Genomic DNA, 18,673 nt, shown 5'->3' with positions numbered 1-18,673 from the left:
TTCACTTGCATCGCGGAAGCTCAGCCGCACGAGGCTGTTCCTCGTGGCATTTTTCAAGCCATTGTTGAATTGCTTCCTCCGCCGGGCTTTCGCCTCCTGGGCCGATATGACACGGAACGGCCGGCTCACTGAGATACCGAACGTCCCACCATGATCCTATCCCCATTGTCCTCGATTTCGCCCCAGAGGCCGCTGCCTCGGGCCGGCATCCGGCAGTGCCGGCGCTGTGCTGCCAGAGTGAAAAGGATGCCAATCGGTATCTATGCGTCGTTAACACCCTAGTTTTTCAGTAATCATAAAGGGTTACCGGCGATCTCAGGCTTTTGTCGCCTTTCGCGTCGGTCGTCTTGCCGTCGAGATCCGCCACTGATTTGAACTGAGATATGGACACAAGGCCGAGCCGATCGGCAACTCACTATATCCAACGGCTCTTTCCTGAACGGATCTATAGCAGATCACCTGCCTTTTCAGTGCCTTTGAAAGCTTTGTTGACCCGCTTGCCATACGTGAATTCGACGAAGACTGGTAAGTCTGCAGCGGCAAGTCGCTTCAATAGCTCCTTATAGATAAGCTTTCGAAAGTGCTCTACGGCCCCAGTTGTCTCTCATCGGATTCTTATAGACTATAAGAATTATCATGAGAGTTCAGACTATTGATTCCCGTAATACACTCATTTTTTCTCATGACATGAAGCGAGAACAGGAATAATGTGAGCGGCTGTTGGGTTGCAAATCTTCTGGGGAGCACGAAAGTGTCCGACAGTGCTAAAACTAAGCGCCGTATGGGGCGCAATGCACCAACTGTGATCATAATCGAACATTCTACACTGGCACGCACCACCGTGGTGAAGCTGCTTGAGCATGAGCTCGCCGGGTGGAACTTTATCGATTTGATCTCGACTGAGAGTCTCGACAGGGCTCTTGGAGCTGAGGTGCGTTTGATTGCATTGGATTTGGCCGGCAGAAGCATTGAGAGCACCAGCCTGCGTGACGACCTTGCGGCAATTGCCGCACGTTTTCCCGAGGCTCCTGTCACGTTGCTCTCAAGTACGGATGACGTCTTCATAGCCCGTCAGGCGCTCACGATGGGTATCCGTGGCCTCTTCTCGACTTCACTCGGTATTGACATCGCTCTTGCCGGTCTCCGTCTTGTACTGGCAGGAGGAACATTTTTCCCGCAGCTGCTGGGAGCCGTTACGAATGGCCCGCAGCAGTATATTCCGGCCAGGAACGAGGCCGAGAAAAGCCTGGATGACAGGATGCAGTATCTGGCGATTGCCGACTTCACCCCCCGCGAGGCGGATGTGCTGGCAGAGTTGCAAAGTGGCTGCTCGAACAAGGTCATTGCGGGAAAGCTCAATTTGTCGGGGCATACGGTGAAGATGCATCTGCAGCACATCATGCGCAAGCTGCAGGCGCAGAACCGCACCGAGGTGGTTGCTCGCCTGGTTCAAAGAGCCGCCGGCGGGCATGACGTCGCCCCGAGTTAGGCGATATTCCCGTAGCGGGGATATTCAGCTGCCTGTCCAGACATTGGTTCCAAGGGCGGGAACTCTGTCATCGCTGCTTGCACCAACAGCGCGGTGCCAATGGGTTCCAGCCTTCAGCCTGAGCATCGGCGGCGGTCGAGGAACAGCAGCCAGGCCGTCCCGGCAAGCCCAGAGAAAGCGCCGACGACAGCCGTGCCGGAATAGCTGGTGATAGCGGTTCCGGCCGCAAAGAGCACGGCGCTCAGTCCGGCGCTGAGGAAGATGTTGACCGAGATCAGCGCGCTGCCAAGACCTGGCCGCTCAGCTATCAGATCCTGAAGATAGGTGATCGGGACCGAGATCAGCGAGGCTGCGCCTATGCCGCTGATGAGGGTGAGGGCGTAGACGTGCCAGGGTTGATCGGCAAAGGCCAGGAGCATCAGATAGATCGCATAGATCAATGCTCCAACGGCAAGAGCTGTGAGCTGGCTGACAATGCGCAGCATGCGTGACCATACGATAATGAAGACCACTTCCAGGAGTGCGACGATCCCCACGAGAATGCCGATATCGGCGACCGTGCCGTGGGCGGCACCGGTGACGACGAGGGGAAATATTGCGTCGTTGACATGCAGCGTGCTGCTGATCAGCGCGATCGCCATCACCCGACTGAATATCTTCGGAGAGATCACCTGGCCGAGAGCGGCGAGATAGGAGAGATGGTGCGTGGCAGCTCGGTCGGTGCCGCTTTGGCGCGGCAGCAGGATCCCGATGAGGCCGACACAGACCAGACAGGATATGCAGGCAAACAGATAGGCCGGCAACATGGACGGCGAGGAGGAGAGCAGAACGCCCGTAAATCCCGGAACGAGCACCCAGGAAAGCGAAATCATCGCCCGTGTCCCGGAATTGACGGTCGCAATCTCGCCAGGCGCCATTCCTCTGGCCGCCGCGCGCACATTGGCAAAGAGCAACGAGTTCAGCGATCCATAGACCGGCAGCAGCAGGAGAGCGCTGAGAACAAAGATTTCCCGCGTCGGGAAAAAATAGACCGCACCATAGCCGAGAATGCCGAATGTCGCGGCAACGAGCATCATCGTGCGGTATTCGCCGAGCCGGTCGGCAAGATTGCCGAAAAGAATGCTGACGATCACGTTGACGGCCGCTGCGGCAAAAATCAGCGCGGAGTAGACCCCGTTCGACAGGCCGAGTTCAACGATACCGACCACGGATCGATAAGGGTTTGTCGTCGCGCCGGCAAAACCGAACGTGAAAATGGCAATCATGCTCACCCGGATTGCAGGATTGCGGAAGACATCGGGGATCAGGCGGTTCATCGTCATCATCAGCAATGGTTTGGAGCGCATCTGCGAGGACGAGCAAAATTCCCGTCCTTGCAAGGATCGCCGTGGATCAATGTCAGGCGCGCCAGCGGGGAGGGGCGCATTGGCCGTTTAGCCGAATTTCCAATTGAATGGAAAGGTCGGGCTGGTCGCGCCCGACATTTGCCAGGGGCAGGGGCGTCCACTGCCGGATCAATGACCGTGGCGCCGACCGACTCTCGATTACCATGTTAAAGCGTTGGGCTTAGCGGCACGATCGCAGCAAACCGATCCCAATCCTTCGATGCCCTAGGCGTCCAGGCGGCTTCGGCAATGGCAGGAAGGCGGGGGAACACCAGCCGGTTGAAATAGCCGCGCGACAGGAAGTGCTCCGACCAGATGCAGGCCTGGACGCCTTTCAGCTTGTGCTTCAATTTCTCGGGGAATTCGCCCGCAGCTTCATAGGCATATGTGTGAGCCGGCGGCACGGTGCCTGCCCAGCTCGCACCCGGTTCCTGGAAGGCTTCCGCCTGTACCATGTCGAGATAATAGGCCTGGCCCGGCGTCATGACGACATCATAACCCTGTTCGGCAAGCTCGATACCGACCTGCGGATTTTCCCAGGCCATCAGCAGGCTGTCCTTCGCGGCAACTCCGCCGCCATGAGCGACCTCGTTCCAGCCCGCAAGCTTGCGACCGCGCTTGTCAAGCATCGTCTTGATCTGCTTCAGGAAATAGGACTGAAGACCGAACGTGCCGGAAATACCTTGTTCCGCCATCAGCTTCCTGGCAAGCGGCGAGGCGAGCCAGGAGCCGTTCGCCACTTCGTCGCCACCGATATGGATGTAAGTCGAGGGAAAGAGTTCGACCATCTCGTCGAAGACCTTTTCCAGGAACTCGTAGGTCAGCGGCACTGCCGGGTTCAGCGCATTGTTCGGGTAGCCTTGGACGGAATGGTAGCTTTCCGGCGCCTCCTGTCCATCAGTCAGATCGGGCAAGGCAATCAGCGTTGCCGCATTGTGGCCGGGAATGTCGATCTCCGGTACCACCTCGACGTTGAGGGAGCTCGCATGCGCGACGATGTCTCTGACATCGTCCTGCGAATAGAAGCCGCCGACCGGCTCGGCTCCATTGCCGAGTTGTGGCAGCAGTGGCTCATCCGGACCTCGCAACACGCCTGACGTCGTCAGCTGCGGATAGGCCTTGATCTCCAGCCGCCAGGCCTCGTCATCTGTCAGATGCCAGTGGAAGATGTTGAGCTTGAACCAGGCAAGAATGTCGATCAGCCGCTTGACGTCATCAACGGGATAAAACTGCCTGGAAACGTCGAGATGGCAGCCGCGCCAGCTATAGCGGGGGTGATCGGAAATCGTCCCCGAAACAGGGAAGCGGAATTTGCCCTTGGTGACGCGCGCGCCGTTCAGCATCTGCGCGAGCGAGGTCAATCCGTACTGGCGCCCGGCGGAACCGGAATAGGAAAGTGTCACGCGATCGGCCGCGAACGTCAGCCGATAGGCTTCGGCGTCGAGCAAGGCGTCCTTGTTGAAGGTGAGAGCGCGGCCTTGCTGCGAGGCAACCAGATTGAAAACCGAATGATCGCTTTCGAAAAGTCGGCGCGTCAGGGAAATGCATGTTGATATCGCCAACAATTCGTCTGCGCTGGCGCCCTCTGGATAAAGGATGACCGGAAAACTATCGCCCGGCTTCGCATCGATCTCGGCCGGCCATGGCTGCAAGGCAAAGGGCAGGTCGAGCCGGCCTTCAGGCAGGAGCGCAGGCGGAGGCTCGCTCACTCGGCCTTCGAGAAGTAGATCGGAAACTGCAACCGGCACATGCTTTCCGGATGACAGCGTCAGATAGGCGGACTTGGCGCCGTCAGTGCAATGGCGCGCTGGGCGATGCAAGCCGGCGACGGTGAAGGTCCAGCTTTCACCGGCGGCGAGGGCCAACCCGGCCGGCGGCTCGAATTCGTGAAAATTGGCGTTGCGTCTCAGAAACGTGGCGTTGCCGCACGCCGAAGCATCGATGACCCGGGTGAGGGAGGTGTAGACAAGCTTGAAACCGGAAAGTGCCGCGCCGGAGAGATTGAAAAGCGTGAAGGTGAACGCACCATGCGGCCCGCCACCAGGGTTCCAGCTGCTTTCCAGGCGATAGTCGGCCGGCTTCATATCTCGTTCCTCTTGTTGTCTATTTCGATTTCAATAGTGCTCGGACTGGGAAAACGTGCGGGCAAGCTCGGCCTGGCCGGCTGTCAGGCCGCAGTCGACCGGCAGGCAGACGCCAGTGATCGCTGCAGCCTGCGGCCCAGCCAGGAAGGCGACGGCATTGGCGACGTCCTTCGGATCGACCACGCGCTGCAGCGGATACCAGCGGCGGGCATCCTCGAAGACATTAGGGTTGGCAGCGGCACGGACTTCCCAGGCCTGCGTCTTTACCGTTCCGGGAGCAACGGCGTTCGCGCGGATGCCGAATTTTCCGTATTCGACGGCGACCAGCCGGGTGAAATGCAGAAGTCCGGCTTTGGCCGCGCTGTAAGCCGGATGGCCAAACACATTCATGCCGTTGACCGAGGCAATGTTGACCATCGAGCCTCGCGACGCCTTCAACTGGTCTTCGACAGCCCGAAAGCAGAGAAATGCCGCTTCGAGGTTGAGCGCATTGTCGGCACGCCAGATCTCCGGCGTCGTATCATGCAGGCTGACGGCGCGGGCTGCACCCGCATTGTTGACGAGGGTACGAAGACTGCCGAGCTCCGCCGCACGCCCGGCGAGAGACGCAACGCTTGTCTCGCTGGTCACGTCGCATTCGATGGGGACGAAGCGGTCGGATGGTCCAAGTTTGCCGGCAACGGCTGCTGCACTGACGAGATCGATATCCGCAAGCAGGATGACATCATGATCGACGGCCAGTCGATCGGCAATCGCCGTGCCGATATCACCTGCTGCTCCCGTCACGATGGCCACCGATTGCGTCATTGTCGCTCCCTCTTGTTGATCAGTCCCCGAGCAGCTGCTTGTCGTCGCCATCGCGGTGTGCAACCAGCTGCTGCTTGATGCGTCTCAGCGTCGTCATCGCCCTCGGTTGGATGGCATAGGCGACAAGGCTCGCCAGGATATCGACGGTTGCGATATAGGCGATACGCGTCGATGTCGGACGGAAGATGTTGGTCCCTTCCGGAAGATCGATCGGCACGACGATCTCGGCGGCTCTGGCGACCGGGCTGTCGGTTTGCGTCAGCGCAATGGTCCTGACCTTGGCCTCGCGTGCCAGAGCAAAAGCCCGCACCAGCTCGGCATTGCGGCCGGAAAAGGACGAGCCGATGATCACGTCGCCGGCCTTCGCTGCCGCCGCCATCATCAGCTGCATACTGTGGTCGGAACTGGCGGTGATCCTGAGGCCAAGCCGAAAGAGCCGATTCTGCAGCTCGTCGGCAATCATCGAGGAGTTGCCGCCCGATCCGAAGGCATAGATCATCTCCGCCTTGGCGATTTGCGCGACCGCAGCTTCGATCGCGTTGAGGTCCAGTGAGCGATGCAACAGGAAAAGGGCGTTCTGCGCCTTGGTAATGATATCCTGAGCGACATCGGCGGGATCGCTGCTCTTCGACTCCGGCTTCAGATAACGCACGCCGACATGGGCGGTGCGGGCAAGCTGCACCTTGAAATCGGAAAAGCTGTCGCAGCCGAGGCGGCGGCAGAAACGCGTCACCGTCGGTGGCGAGACTTCCGCGCGTTCGGCAAGCTCGATGATCGAGGCATTCACCGCAAATTCGAAATCGTTCACGATGATGTCGGCGATACGGGCCTCGGAGGCGGAGAGCCGGCTCTTGTCTTCCTGCAATGTGGAAAAGATATCCAAGCCGGTCCTCCCGCCGATCCGTCAGTCAACTCTTTTTCTTGTACGCAATGCAATCGATCTCGACCTTGCAATCCACCATCATGGACGATTGGACGCAGGCGCGGGCCGGCGGATGTGCGCCGAAATAATCCTGATAGATCTTGTTGAAGGTCCAGAAGTCGCGCGGATCGTCCAGCCAGACGCCGACGCGCACAACATCTTCCACGCCGTATCCGGCTTCATCGAGAATGGCGAGCACGTTGGCGATCGTCTTGTGCGTCTGGGCAATGATATTGCCGTCGATGATCTCGCCGTTTTCCATCGCCACCTGGCCGGAAACATAGAGCCAGCCATCGGCTTCGACCGCGCGCGCAAAAGGCAGCGGCTTGCCGCCAGCGCCGGTCTGGACAGTGCCATATCGCTTGATGGACATGCTGGGATCCCTGCAAATTATTTTCTTGATAAGTTGACAAGGGACCATAGAAAGCAGATTTTGACCAGTGAAAAACGCCATTTATGAAAAGAATTTAAATCGGGGGCGAACATGCGTGATCCTTTCAAGAATCCTTTCCCGTCCTCCGACGCCGCACGGCACGCCATCTGGGAGATGCTCGTGCCCCGCGACATCGATGCCTTTCTGACTGCCGACTGGTCGATGGTCCAAGACGATTTCGTCGAGGAAGGCTTCATCGGCATCGATGGCCGCAAAGAGGTCAGCCCTGACAAATGGCGCCTGGCATTCCCCACACTCAATGCCTATCGCGATGAGTGGCTGAGGCAGGCAAAGGATTTTGCGACGCAGAGCTTTGCCGAGGATACGCGTACGGCGATCTTCACCACCACGACGCTCGAAGACATCGAGATCGAGGGCGACATGGCGCTTGTCCGCAAGAAGTTCGATGGGGGCCTGACGAAGAGTGATGGCACTCGCGATATCATGCAGTGGCAGACGCTCTATTATTGCAGGCTCCACGAGGGACGGTGGAAGATCTGCGGATTTACCGGCTACCTGCCGAACCCGATGGGTTGAAGCAGGGCCGCAAAACAAGGCCAAATCACTTGCGCATTTTCACGGCAGCACTGGCGACCGAAACCAATACGTTTTCCCCGATCTGCGTGGATCGCCGCGCTTTCGAAGCCTCTCTCTATGCGCCGCCCGGCCAGCATCCGGAGACGCCCACGCTCTGCACTGCGCCGATCACCGTCGGCCGCCGTGTCACCGCTGAAAAGGGCTGGGAGCTGATCGAAGGCACGGCAGCATGGGCCGATCCGGCCGGCCTCGTCAATCGCCAGGCCTATGAGGGGTTGCGCGACGAAATCCTCGACCAGCTCCGTGCCGCAATGCCCGTCGATGCCGTTGTGATGGGCCTGCATGGGGCAATGGTGGCTGCGGGATACGAGGATACGGAAGGCGACCTCCTGACCCGCATGCGCGACATCGTCGGGCCTGATGTCCTGATCTGCGCTGAACTCGACCCACATAGCCATCTGACCCGGAAGCGCATCGACGCGCTGAATTTCGCCGTCTATTTCAAGGAATTCCCGCATACGGATTTTGTTGATCGCGCCGAGGATCTCTGGCGTATCGCCGTCGATGCGCTTGAAGGCAGGGTCAAGCCGGTCAATTCCGTTTTCGATTGCCGGATGATCGATGTCTTTCCGACCTCGCGCGATCCGATGCGCTCCTTCGTCGACAAGATCATGCGGATCGAGAAGGAAGATCCTGAAATCCTGTCGATCTCCGTGGTCCACGGCTTCATGGTCGGCGATGTGCCGGAGATGGGGACCAAGCTGCTTGTCGTCACCGACAACAATCCGCAAAAGGGTGCGGCTCTGGCCCGCGAGCTCGGCATGGAGCTGTTTTCCAAGCGCGGCACCTTCATGGTGCCGCAGATCGACGAAAAGGAAGCCGTCTCCCGGGCGATGGCTGCCAAAGCCTGGCCGGTCGTCATTGCCGATGTCTGGGACAATCCGGGCGGTGGGACGGCCGGCGATGCCACCGTCATTCTCGAGGAGCTTCTGGCCCGCGGTGTAGCAAGTGCTGCTGTTGGCACGATCTGGGATCCGGTCGCCGTTCAGATCTGTTTTGCCGCAGGCGAGGGGGCCGAAATCCCGCTGCGCTTAGGCGCGAAATCGGCACCCGGAACCGGCAATCCTGTCGACGGCATGGTGCGGGTCGTCAAACTGGTGAAGAACGCCGAGATGCAGTTCGGCGAGAGCCTGGCACCCTTCGGCGATGCGGCGCATATCGTGCTTGATGGTATCGACATCATCCTGAACTCGACGCGGGCGCAGAGCTTCGATCCGAGCCTGTTTTCAGTGATGGGCATCGATCCGACCGAGCAGAAGATTTTGGTGATCAAGTCCACCAACCATTTCTTCGCATCCTTCTCGAAGATCGCCGCCGAAATCCTGTACTGTTCTGCAGGAACCCCTTATCCCAACAATCCGGCGACAACCAACTATCGCCGGGCACCGAAGACCATTTGGCCGATCGTGGCCGATCCTCATGGAACCGAACGCGGAGCTGCCTGAGATGCATGACAACCGGTTTGCCGTCGTCGCGAAGGCTGGAGACAGGATCGCTGATCTTTCCACGCCGCGCCCGATCATCGACGAAGACAGGCTGGCTGCCAACATATCAAGGGTTCAGTCCTATATGGACGAGCATGGGCTGAATTTCCGCCCGCACATCAAGACACATAAGATACCTGCACTTGCCACCGCCCAGGTCGCGGCCGGGGCCAAGGGCATCAACTGCCAGAAAGTGACGGAAGCCGAGGTCTTTGCCGACGCCGGTTTCGAAGACATCCTGATCACCTTCAATATTATAGGAGTCCCGAAGCTCGAACGGCTCGCCGCCCTGAACGATCGTATTTCCGGTCTCAAGGTCGTCGCCGACAGCCAAGTCACGGTCGACGGCCTGTGTGCACATTTTGCCGGCCGCAAACCGCTCACCGTCCTCGTTGAATGCGACACCGGCGGCGCGCGCTGCGGTGTGCAGACGCCGGAGCAGGCGGCCTCGCTGGCAAGATATATCGCTGCAGCTGACGGGCTGGCATTTGGTGGCATTCTCACCTATCCGAAGCCGCAGTCGGCCGATGCCGTCGAAGCTTTCATCCAGTCCACTCTGAAACAGCTTGCGGAAGAGGGCATCGCCTGTCTGATCGTCAGCAATGGGGGCACGCCCAGTCTCTTTCAGGCGCATTTGGTCAAGTCGGCGACGGAGCATCGGGCCGGGACCTATATCTATAATGACCGTCAGATGATCCGGGTGGGACATTGCACGCAGGACGATTGTGCAATGCATGTGCTGGCGACTGTCGTGTCGCGGCCGAACGTGGACCGCGCCATCATCGACGCAGGCTCGAAGGCGCTCACCTCCGATCTTCAGGGTTTTGTCGATTTCGGCCTCGTCGTCGGATATCCCGAGGCGAGGATAACCAGCCTGTCGGAAGAACACGGCGTCATCGACCTTTCGGCCTGCACCGGTCAACGGCCGCAGATCGGCGAAAAGCTCTTCATCATCCCGAACCATACATGCGTGGTTTCGAACCTGTTCGATACCATGGTCTTCCATCGCAACGGGATCGTCACGCGCGTCGAGGACGTCGCCGCGCGGGGACTCGTCTGGTAAGCCAATCGGCCGTTCAGGCTGTTGTCGGAGCCAACAGGTTCATATCGATATCGGTGAGTTCGACACGACGTTCGAACGCGACCCCTTCCGCATCGAAGAGATGGCAATCGGTCGCATTGATGCCAACGGCGACCGGCACGTCCGCGCGGATGCCGACACTGCCGGGCAGCATGGCGCAGAAGTTTTCCGTTTCGCTGCCGAGTGCCGCATAGGCCACGGTATTGGCCCCAAGCCGTTCAATAACGCTGGGTGTAACGGTCAGCGAAATTTCACCGGAACCAAGCTGGATATGCTCGGGCCGGATACCGAGCGTCATCATCTTGCCGACCATGCCGTCTCGCGGCTTTACCGGCAGGGTGGCTGTCTGGCCGCGATAGTCGACGGTCGCGCCTGCCTCGCTTGCGGACGTACAGGTCACGGGCAGGAAATTCATTTTCGGATTGCCGATGAAGCCGGCGACGAACTGGTTGGCGGGCTTGTGGTAGAGCTCGAGCGGCGCGCCGGTCTGTGAAATATTGCCCGCATCCAGCACGACAATGCGGTCGGCCATTGTCATGGCTTCCACCTGGTCGTGCGTCACATAGATCATCGTCGCCTTCAGCTGCCGGTGCAGCTTGGCGAGTTCGATGCGCATGTCGGCGCGGAGGGCGGCATCAAGGTTGGAAAGAGGCTCGTCGAACAGGAAGATCTTAGGTTCGCGAACGATGGCGCGGCCGATTGCGACGCGCTGGCGCTGTCCGCCCGAGAGCATGCCGGGCTTCTGCTGCAGCCGCGTTTCGAGATGGAGGATGCGTGCGGCATTCTCGACCTTGGCCTTGAGCTTTTCCTCCTCCATCCTCTCGACACGAAGAGGGAAGGCGATGTTCTCGAAAACAGTCATATGCGGATAGAGCGCGTAAGACTGGAAGACCATGGCGATGCCGCGCTTGACCGGTGGCAGGTCGTTGACCCTGACGCCATTGATGATGATGTCGCCTTTGCTCGTTGCGTCGAGACCTGCGATCATGCGCAGGAGGGTGGACTTGCCGCATCCCGAAGGCCCGACGAAGACGACGAACTCGCCGTCCCGGACATCGAGTTCGACGCCCTTGAGAACTTCGTAGTCGCCATAGAATTTTTGAACCCTGTTGAGCTGAAGCTGTCCCAAAAATCTGTCTCCGGTCCCGGCCTGAATGCGCAAGAGTTTGGTCGGTGAGGATCGCAGATCGTCGACCTGCGATCCTCGACGTCGGTTTACTTGAAGGCTTCGATCTCGCCGGCAGCCTTCTTCAGGGCGGCTTCAGGCTCGGCCTTTCCGGTGACGACGGACTGGACCATCTCGATCATCGAGTTCTGGAAGCCCTTATAGTCGGTGAACAGCGGTTCGGGACCACCATAGCTGATGCCCTCGATGAAGGGCTTCCAGAAGGGATCCTTGGCAACGAATTCGTCGACCTTTGCAGACGGACGCAGCGGGGTAAGGCCTGCGCCGCCCTGCAGCTCGTATTCGCCCTGGATATCAGGTGAGGTGATGTACTTGGCGAATTCGGTCGCCTTGTCCTCCACGCCAGAGCCCTTGAAGATCGCAAGGCTGTCGGTGATGAGAAGCGTGCCTGCGCCCTTGGCATCCGGACCGAGCGGCAGCGTGGTGACGCCCCAGTTGATCTTCGTGTCTTTCAGGCGATAGGCGGCACCCGAGCCGGCCTGGATCATCGCGACCTTGCCATCGAGGAAGATGGCGCGGACTTCGTTCTGCTCATAGGCTGTCGGGCCTTCTTCGGCAGAGGCCGAAATATCCTTGTATGCCTTCAACGCGGCAAGGATCTGAGGGCTGTCGAGCGTGATCTTGCCTTCGGCATCGGTGACCGCACCGTTATTCGTATAAACCCAATGCATGAACTGGTGCATCGTGTTGTCGAAGGTCTTGGCGGAAAGACCAAAGCCCGGAATGCCGGTCTTTTCCTTGATGGTCTTTGCCATCTGGATTTCTTCAGCCCAAGTCTTCGGCGGCGTCTCGGGATCGAGGCCGGCTTGTTTGAAGAGGTCMTTGTTCCAGTAAAGCGCCTTGGTGGAGAAGGCGATCGGAACGCCCCACTGATTGCCGTCGAAGGTGACCGTGTCGACGATATGCGGGTAATAGCCCTTCTTCTCGTCATCGGTCATCGGAACGGGAACGATAAGGTCGTTCTGCGCGAACTCCTTCAGCGTGCGCGAGCCGACATAGGCCATCGCGACCGGCGTGCCGGCGGCAGCCAGCGTCGTTGCCTTGTCCTGGCACTGCGCCCAGCCGACGACTTCCGGCGTAACCTTCCAGCCGGCGTTCTTGGATTCCCATTCCTTGATGTATTTGGTGTGGATCGGGTCGATCGTGTCGCCGCAATAGATCCAGCTGATTTCCTTGTCGGCTGCCTGGGCCGTGACCGCGGTCAACGCCGTCGAACCAAGCAGGGCGAGCGCCACAAGGCCTGTCTTGATGGTAATGCTCACGTCGTTACTCCCATTCTCGTTGTTAGCTGTTCACTCTTTATTGTTGGTCTTATTGTTTCACCGCACCGGCGGTCAGGCCGCCGACGAGATAGCGCTGAAGGAAGAAGATGACGATCATCGCCGGCGCGATGCCGACGAAGGAGGCCGCCATCAGTTCGTTCCAGATGACCTCCTGCTTGCCGAAGTAAGCAAAGAGTCCCACCGGCAGGGGCATGTATTCAGTCTTCGAGTTGAAGGTCAGCGCGAAGATGAACTGCTGCGCATAGGCACCGATGAAGGTAGTGATCGCGACGACGATAATCCCCGGCATCGCAATGGGCAGAATGACGCGGCGCAGCGTATAGAAATGGCTGGCGCCATCCATGTAGGCCGCTTCGTTGAGTTCCTGGGGAATGCGGATCATGTAGGTGCGCAGCAGCCAGATCGCCGACGGGATAAGGAAGGCGACGCCCGGCACGATCATCGCAAGATAGGTATTCAGAACACCGATGCTGCGCATCAGGCGAAAGAGCGGGATGAGCAGGACGGCACCGGAGAACATGTTCACCGTCAGGAAGGCGCCGAGCAGGATGCCCATGCCCCTGAACTCGAATTTCGCAAAGGCATAGGACGCCGGAATGACGAGGCAGAGCACGATGACGGTAACGATGATCGAGATGAAGAACGAGTTGAAGATGTAGCGACCAAAGCCCGGCACGCTGATCCACATCGTCCGGTAAGCCTCGAACGAACCGTTTTCCGGCCAGAAGCGGTAGGGCGAGGAAAACAGCTGGCTGAGCGGCTTCAGCGACACCAGGAAGCCTTCGACGAACGGCGACAGCACGAAGAACAGGAAGACCGCAATGCCGCAATAGATCAGGATGATTTCCCACCAGCTGTAGCGATCGATCATGGGACGGCTGCTCATGCGCGCTTCTCCGGGTTCAGGCGGCGGGTGACACGGAAATAGGCGAAGCAGAAGAGCGACAGGAAGATGCAGATCAGCACCGCACGCGCTGCCCCTTCGCCATATTTCTTCGAGCCGATCGCCGTCTGATAGGTATCGATGATCATCGTCGTCGTTTCGCCGCTCGGACCACCCTGCGTCAGGATCCAGATAATGTCGAAGGAATTGAAGGTCGCAATCAGCGACAGCATCGACATTGTGATAATGGCGGGAACCATGAGCGGCAGTGTGATGCGGCGGAAACGGTACCAGCGGCCGGCGCCGTCGGTCCATGCCGCTTCGTAGAGATCCTTCGGGATCGACTGGATTGCGGCGAGGAAGTAGATCGTCACCAGCGGCACGCCAATCCAGACATCGGTGACGATCGTCGCCCAGAAGGCAGTGCTGCCATAGGCGAGGAAGGCGACCGGGCCGTCGACGAGGCCGAAGCGCTGCAGCAACCCGGAAATCATCCCGAACTGCCCATTATACATCCAGCCCCACATGAAGATACCGATAGCCATCGGCACGATCCATGGCGGCATGGTCAGCAGTCGAAACAGCGACCGGCCGGGCACGGCAGCATTCAACATTGCGGCACCGAACGTGCCGATGATCATCTTCAGGGCGACAGAAAAGAAGGTCCAGATGAAGGTTCGCAGAATGACTTCCGCGAACGTGTTATTGAAGATCTTCTCGTAATTGGCCCAGCCGACCCAGTTCGTCACCTTACGCAGCGATGCATCCGTAAACGACAGGATGAACGTATCGACCAGCRGATAGGCGACGATCGCGAGCACATAGAGGACAGCTGGAAGGAGAAGGATCCAGGCGAAGATGACGGCACTTTTCTGAGCACTCATCTTGCCGGTCTCCTCAGGCCGCTCTGGAGTGTAGCGCCTCGTCGAACCGGTCCCAGACGGGACGAAGGTCGATTACGGCCTTCTTCATGCGGGCTTCATCCATGGCGAGCGCCAGGATGCCTGCCTCCAATGCGTTGAGCGTGGAGACCGGGAGTTCCGAACCGGTGCGTACGCTTTGCAGAATATCGGCTGCCATCTGTTCGTCTGCGCCATAATGCTGCGACAGTTCGGTCGCGGCATATTTGTTTTCGACGATCTTGTTACCGGTCAGCTGCTCATGAACGTCAAGATAGCCGCGGACAAAATCGCCCTCTGCCATGCCGCGCGAGCCCATGATGGCGAAGCGGCGGAACTGGTCGGGAACATTCAGGTTGGTGTGGAAATTCATTCCGACGCCATTGGCGTATTCGACGATCGCCACCTGGTAATCGATAATGTCGGCATCGCTGTCGAACACCTTGTCCGAGCCCATCCAGCCGCTCGGCTTGCGGTGGAAGAGTTCCAGATCGTTGATTCCTTCGCGCGCSGGRTCGTTGGCGGGRATRAAGCTYTTGCGGCCGCCGAAGCTTGCAACACGTTCGGGGCGGGCGCCGACCACACCATTATAAAGGTCTAGGTCGTGGCAGCATTTCTCCAGCATGAAGCTGCCGGAATAGCGCTCGTAGCGGCGCCAGTCGCGCATGAAGAAGGCGCCGTGATAGGGCTCGATATGTTCGGAGGCTTCGATGGAGACGATTTGGCCGAGCTTGCCTTCGGCCTGGATGGCGCGCAGATCCTTATAAAGAGGCGAGTAGCGCAGCACGAGACCGACCATCAGCCTTTCATGGCCGAACTTTGCCATCAGGTGGRCAAGTTCGATGCTCTCGGCGATCGTGGTGACGATCGGCTTTTCGCAGAAGACCTTGAGGCCCGCCTCAAGGCCGAGGCGAATATGATCGAGATGCATGTGGTTGGGAGAGCCAATCATCAGGAGATCGAGCTTTTCGGAAGCGAGGAGCTCCTGCGGCGAACCATAGGCCGTGCCGGCAGAGACGCCGTTTTCCGTCAGTCCCGGCAGCCCCGCAGGGTCCGGATCGACATAACCGACAATCTCGAAGCTGCTGTCGATAGCCTTGAAGACATAGCCAAGATAGCCGAGCCGGAATCCCAGCCCAATGATTCCCACTTTCATGCTAAAGTCGTTCCCAATTTCGTAATTTATTTTCTTCAGGTTGGGACAAAAATCAGGGGCCGTCAACCGAAAACGGGGCTGAAGACGAATTGATGAAATTAATTTTCATCAGGCTCCATATGAGCGCGGCTTGCGGTTGGAGCGCACGCCGGGGTGCGACCGATCGATGCGATAGCAGCCTATCCGTGCCGAGCGGTCCGGCGAGATGCCTTACAGGAAACAGGATATTGGCCGCGCTAACAGCGCTTCTGGTGGCATGCGCAGGCGTCGATGTCTCCATCGCCGACAAGGCAGCACCATCTGTTTTCCCGTCGGGCTTTTCGTCATCAGACCCCAAACCAAACTCGCTTGCCTTTCTCATCAGGACGCTAGGTTTGTCTTGATTGTTTCACGCTCTTTTGGGGAGGCCTCATGTCCGGTTCCGATGATCTAACGCTCCAGGTCGCCAACATGCGTCCGCAGGATGCTGGAGCAAGCATAGCGCGGCTGCCAACCGCAGCGATGAACAAGCTCGGGCTTTCGGAGGGCGATCTGATCGAACTGATTGGTAAGCGCCATACCGCCGCACTCGCAGTCCGGCCCTATCCGGAAGACGAGGGACTGAATATCATCCGGCTAGATGGTCTCCAGCGCGTGAATGCCGGGGCCACGAGCGGCGATCATATCGAAATTCGCAAAGCGGACGCGCGTCCAGCAACCCGGATCGTCCTTGCGCCGGCTCAGAAAAACGTGGTGCTTCAAGGCTCGGGCGACGCGCTCCTGCGGACTTTCATGTATCGCCCCATGGTGGCGGGTGATGTGATTTCGACGTCGGTGCAACAGCGCAGCCGCGATCCTCAGTTGCTTCAGGCCTATGGCCTTCAAGAAATCAGGCTGGTCGTCGTATCCACACAGCCGCGCGGCATCGTGCAGGTTACGGAAGACACGGCTATCGAGCTTCGTCCACAGTTCGAAGAACCCAGAGAAGCTCGACGAGCCGACGTGACCTACGACGATATCGGTGGCCTTGGATCTTCGGTCGAGCAGGTTCGCGAGATGGTCGAGCTTCCACTTCGTCATCCCGAACTATTTCAGCGCCTGGGCATCGATCCGCCGAAGGGAGTTCTTCTGTACGGGCCTCCCGGGACGGGCAAAACACTTCTGGCCCGCGCAGTGGCAAACGAGACGGAAGCGAACTTCTACCATATCGCTGGCCCAGAGATTATGGGCAGTAAATACGGTGAATCTGAAGAGCGTCTGCGGCAGGTTTTCCAGGAAGCCTCGCAAAACGCACCTTCCATTATATTCATTGACGAGATCGATTCGATTGCGCCAAAGAGGGAGCAGGTAACGGGGGAGGTTGAGCGCCGGATCGTCGCTCAGTTGCTCACTCTCATGGACGGCCTCGAGCCGAGACAGAACATCGTCGTTATCGGTGCCACCAACCGGCGCGATGCAATCGACGAGGCCCTCCGGCGTCCGGGGCGTTTCGACCGCGAAATCGTGATTGGCGTGCCTGATCAGAACGGCCGGCGGGAGGTTCTAGCGATCCATACGCGCGGCATGCCTCTGGCTGAAGGCGCCGATTTGGACGAAATAGCGCGAACGACCTATGGCTTTGTTGGTGCCGACTTGGGAGCACTCGTGCGTGAGGCCGCCATGGATGCACTTCGTCGCGTCCTGCCGGACATCAATCTCAAGGAGGGTATCCCCGCAGAAGTTCTGGAAAAACTCACAGTCTCCCAGGATGACTTCAATTCAGCGATGAAGCGGATCCAGCCGTCTGCACTGCGCGAAATCATGATTCAGGCGCCAAATGTGCGCTGGGACGATGTCGGGGGGCTCGACGATGCGCAACTGAAACTTAAAGAAGGAGTGGAATTACCCCTGCGGTCGCCACAGTCATTCAAGCGGATGGGAATTCGGCCAGCTAAAGGCTTCCTGCTTTTCGGGCCTCCTGGAACCGGCAAAACGCTGCTCGCAAAGGCAGTCGCTCGTGAAGCCGAGGCGAATTTTGTCGCCACGAAGTCCTCTGACCTCCTGTCCAAATGGTACGGTGAATCCGAACAGCAAGTCTCGCGGCTTTTTGAGCGTGCCCGTCAAGTCGCGCCGACTGTCATCTTCATCGATGAGATTGATTCCCTGGCACCGGCCAGAGGCGGCGGACTTGGCGAGCCGGCCGTCACCGAAAGAGTTGTCAACACGCTGTTGGCTGAAATGGACGGTTTGGAGGACATGCAAGGCGTGGTCGTGATGGGGGCGACGAACCGGCCTAACCTGCTTGACCCCGCACTCCTGCGGCCGGGGCGTTTTGATGAGCTTGTCTATGTTCCGGTGCCGGACTTGACTGGGCGTCGTAAGATCCTGGGTATCCATACGCGGAAAATGCCACTGGCCGATGATGTCAGTTTGGATGACCTCGCTGAGAAAACGGAGCGGTTTACCGGCGCGGACCTGGAAGACCTGACCCGCCGAGCCGGGCTTATCGCACTCAGGCAATCGATCGACGCGTCGACGGTCTCGAAGGAAGACTTTGCCATGGCTCTCCAAGAGGTGCGCCCGTCCGTAACGCCCGAAGTCGAGAGGGAATACGAGGACATGCTGCGGACCCTGAGGCAGGAGAACCCGCAGAAGATGCAGATCGGTTTCACCCCTTTGCGCCTTGCGAAGTAACGCAAAGCAAAAAGACCATCATAATCGCGCTCAGCCTTGGCAATGGCGGCGCGATTAATTGCGGCCGCACCTGCTATTCCAGCGATACGGGGAGGCGCCCTTCCACCCAGGCATTTAGCAGTGCCTGCATTGCTCGCCGTCCGGTTCTCATCAAGAGCAGGAACTCTTGCAACCGCTAGCGGGGACCGGGGACTAACTCCCGACAGCTGGAGCATGAAGAGCAGGGGCGGGCGGGGCAAGCGACATCACCAATCAGGATAGCATTGCCGATCGTCCAGAGCTCGGTAGAGTGCAAGGGAATGGAGATCAAATATCCCTCGATGCTGCTGGTC

General features: G+C 58.9%; 15 protein-coding genes. 5 read left to right on the top strand and 10 right to left on the bottom strand.

What is annotated here, in order from left to right; translation table 11 throughout:
- Positions 1 to 781: 781 nt before the first annotated feature.
- Complete coding sequence (locus tag AC1DF8_RS23170; protein WP_478155292.1) at positions 782 to 1,489, top strand: helix-turn-helix transcriptional regulator; 708 nt, start codon at positions 782 to 784, stop codon at positions 1,487 to 1,489.
- A 113-nt stretch (positions 1,490 to 1,602) separates the two neighbouring features.
- Here AC1DF8_RS23170 and AC1DF8_RS23165 read toward each other — a convergent pair whose 3' ends face one another.
- The 5 genes from AC1DF8_RS23165 to AC1DF8_RS23145 all read right to left on the bottom strand — a co-directional run bounded on the left by AC1DF8_RS23165 (position 1,603) and on the right by AC1DF8_RS23145 (position 7,060).
- Positions 1,603 to 2,805, bottom strand: coding sequence for an MFS transporter (locus tag AC1DF8_RS23165; protein WP_113014649.1), 1,203 nt, complete (start codon positions 2,803 to 2,805; stop codon positions 1,603 to 1,605).
- A 236-nt stretch (positions 2,806 to 3,041) separates the two neighbouring features.
- Positions 3,042 to 4,958, bottom strand: a complete 1,917-nt coding sequence (locus AC1DF8_RS23160; protein WP_478155210.1) for a beta-N-acetylhexosaminidase — start codon at positions 4,956 to 4,958, stop codon at positions 3,042 to 3,044.
- Positions 4,959 to 4,988: 30 nt separating this feature from the next.
- Positions 4,989 to 5,765 carry an SDR family oxidoreductase gene (locus AC1DF8_RS23155; protein ID WP_478155208.1) on the bottom strand — a complete coding sequence of 259 codons (777 nt, stop codon included), beginning with the start codon at positions 5,763 to 5,765 and terminating at the stop codon, positions 4,989 to 4,991.
- A 19-nt stretch (positions 5,766 to 5,784) separates the two neighbouring features.
- On the bottom strand, positions 5,785 to 6,648 hold the full coding sequence (locus AC1DF8_RS23150; RefSeq protein WP_478155207.1) for a MurR/RpiR family transcriptional regulator: 864 nt from the start codon (positions 6,646 to 6,648) through the stop codon (positions 5,785 to 5,787).
- Between the two features lie 25 nt (positions 6,649 to 6,673).
- Positions 6,674 to 7,060 (bottom strand): RidA family protein, encoded by a 387-nt coding sequence (locus AC1DF8_RS23145; protein ID WP_478155205.1) that lies wholly within the window; start codon positions 7,058 to 7,060, stop codon positions 6,674 to 6,676.
- 111 nt (positions 7,061 to 7,171) lie between these two features.
- Between AC1DF8_RS23145 and AC1DF8_RS23140 the strand changes: the two genes are divergently transcribed.
- From AC1DF8_RS23140 to AC1DF8_RS23130, 3 genes are read left to right on the top strand one after another with little or no spacing between them, the layout of a single operon-like run.
- Complete coding sequence (locus AC1DF8_RS23140) at positions 7,172 to 7,657, top strand: hypothetical protein (protein ID WP_112545405.1); 486 nt, start codon at positions 7,172 to 7,174, stop codon at positions 7,655 to 7,657.
- Between the two features lie 29 nt (positions 7,658 to 7,686).
- Positions 7,687 to 9,162 (top strand): M81 family metallopeptidase, encoded by a 1,476-nt coding sequence (locus tag AC1DF8_RS23135; RefSeq protein WP_478155203.1) that lies wholly within the window; start codon positions 7,687 to 7,689, stop codon positions 9,160 to 9,162.
- Between the two features lies 1 nt (position 9,163).
- A complete protein-coding gene (locus AC1DF8_RS23130; RefSeq protein ID WP_478155201.1) occupies positions 9,164 to 10,264 on the top strand; it encodes a D-TA family PLP-dependent enzyme in 1,101 nt (366 codons plus the stop codon).
- Between the two features lie 13 nt (positions 10,265 to 10,277).
- Here the strand turns inward: AC1DF8_RS23130 and AC1DF8_RS23125 are convergent, their stop codons facing one another.
- From AC1DF8_RS23125 to AC1DF8_RS23105, 5 genes are all read right to left on the bottom strand, one after another.
- Positions 10,278 to 11,411, bottom strand: coding sequence for an ABC transporter ATP-binding protein (locus tag AC1DF8_RS23125; protein ID WP_478155198.1), 1,134 nt, complete (start codon positions 11,409 to 11,411; stop codon positions 10,278 to 10,280).
- Between the two features lie 86 nt (positions 11,412 to 11,497).
- Entirely contained in the window at positions 11,498 to 12,703 is a 1,206-nt protein-coding gene (locus AC1DF8_RS23120; RefSeq protein ID WP_478155291.1) for an extracellular solute-binding protein, read from the bottom strand.
- Positions 12,704 to 12,779: 76 nt separating this feature from the next.
- On the bottom strand, positions 12,780 to 13,637 hold the full coding sequence (locus AC1DF8_RS23115; protein ID WP_478155196.1) for a carbohydrate ABC transporter permease: 858 nt from the start codon (positions 13,635 to 13,637) through the stop codon (positions 12,780 to 12,782).
- Positions 13,634 to 14,518 carry a carbohydrate ABC transporter permease gene (locus AC1DF8_RS23110; protein ID WP_478155194.1) on the bottom strand — a complete coding sequence of 295 codons (885 nt, stop codon included), beginning with the start codon at positions 14,516 to 14,518 and terminating at the stop codon, positions 13,634 to 13,636. Before AC1DF8_RS23110 ends, AC1DF8_RS23115 begins: the two co-directional genes overlap by 4 nt.
- Before the next feature lie 13 nt (positions 14,519 to 14,531).
- On the bottom strand, positions 14,532 to 15,689 hold the full coding sequence (locus tag AC1DF8_RS23105) for a Gfo/Idh/MocA family protein (RefSeq protein WP_478155192.1): 1,158 nt from the start codon (positions 15,687 to 15,689) through the stop codon (positions 14,532 to 14,534).
- A 411-nt stretch (positions 15,690 to 16,100) separates the two neighbouring features.
- Here AC1DF8_RS23105 and AC1DF8_RS23100 point away from each other — a divergent pair, with 411 nt between their 5' ends.
- Positions 16,101 to 18,341 carry a CDC48 family AAA ATPase gene (locus AC1DF8_RS23100; protein WP_478155190.1) on the top strand — a complete coding sequence of 747 codons (2,241 nt, stop codon included), beginning with the start codon at positions 16,101 to 16,103 and terminating at the stop codon, positions 18,339 to 18,341.
- Positions 18,342 to 18,673: the final 332 nt, after the last annotated feature.

Source organism: Rhizobium sp. 05N49 (genome assembly GCF_056396805.1).
The sequence above is the reverse complement of the archived record's forward strand: the minus strand, read 5'-3'. Positions and strand labels throughout refer to the sequence as shown.

Excerpts from the sequence above, each read along its gene's own strand:
- AC1DF8_RS23155 (WP_478155208.1), bottom strand. The coding sequence starts at position 5,765 with ATGACGCAATCGGTGGCCATCGTGACGGGAGCAGCAGGTGATATCGGC.
- AC1DF8_RS23145 (WP_478155205.1), bottom strand. The coding sequence starts at position 7,060 with ATGTCCATCAAGCGATATGGCACTGTCCAGACCGGCGCTGGCGGCAAG.
- AC1DF8_RS23160 (WP_478155210.1), bottom strand. The coding sequence starts at position 4,958 with ATGAAGCCGGCCGACTATCGCCTGGAAAGCAGCTGGAACCCTGGTGGC.
- AC1DF8_RS23140 (WP_112545405.1), top strand. The coding sequence starts at position 7,172 with ATGCGTGATCCTTTCAAGAATCCTTTCCCGTCCTCCGACGCCGCACGG.
- AC1DF8_RS23115 (WP_478155196.1), bottom strand. The coding sequence starts at position 13,637 with ATGAGCAGCCGTCCCATGATCGATCGCTACAGCTGGTGGGAAATCATC.
- AC1DF8_RS23100 (WP_478155190.1), top strand. The coding sequence starts at position 16,101 with ATGTCCGGTTCCGATGATCTAACGCTCCAGGTCGCCAACATGCGTCCG.
- AC1DF8_RS23165 (WP_113014649.1), bottom strand. The coding sequence starts at position 2,805 with ATGAACCGCCTGATCCCCGATGTCTTCCGCAATCCTGCAATCCGGGTG.
- AC1DF8_RS23170 (WP_478155292.1), top strand. The coding sequence starts at position 782 with ATGGGGCGCAATGCACCAACTGTGATCATAATCGAACATTCTACACTG.
- AC1DF8_RS23130 (WP_478155201.1), top strand. The coding sequence starts at position 9,164 with ATGCATGACAACCGGTTTGCCGTCGTCGCGAAGGCTGGAGACAGGATC.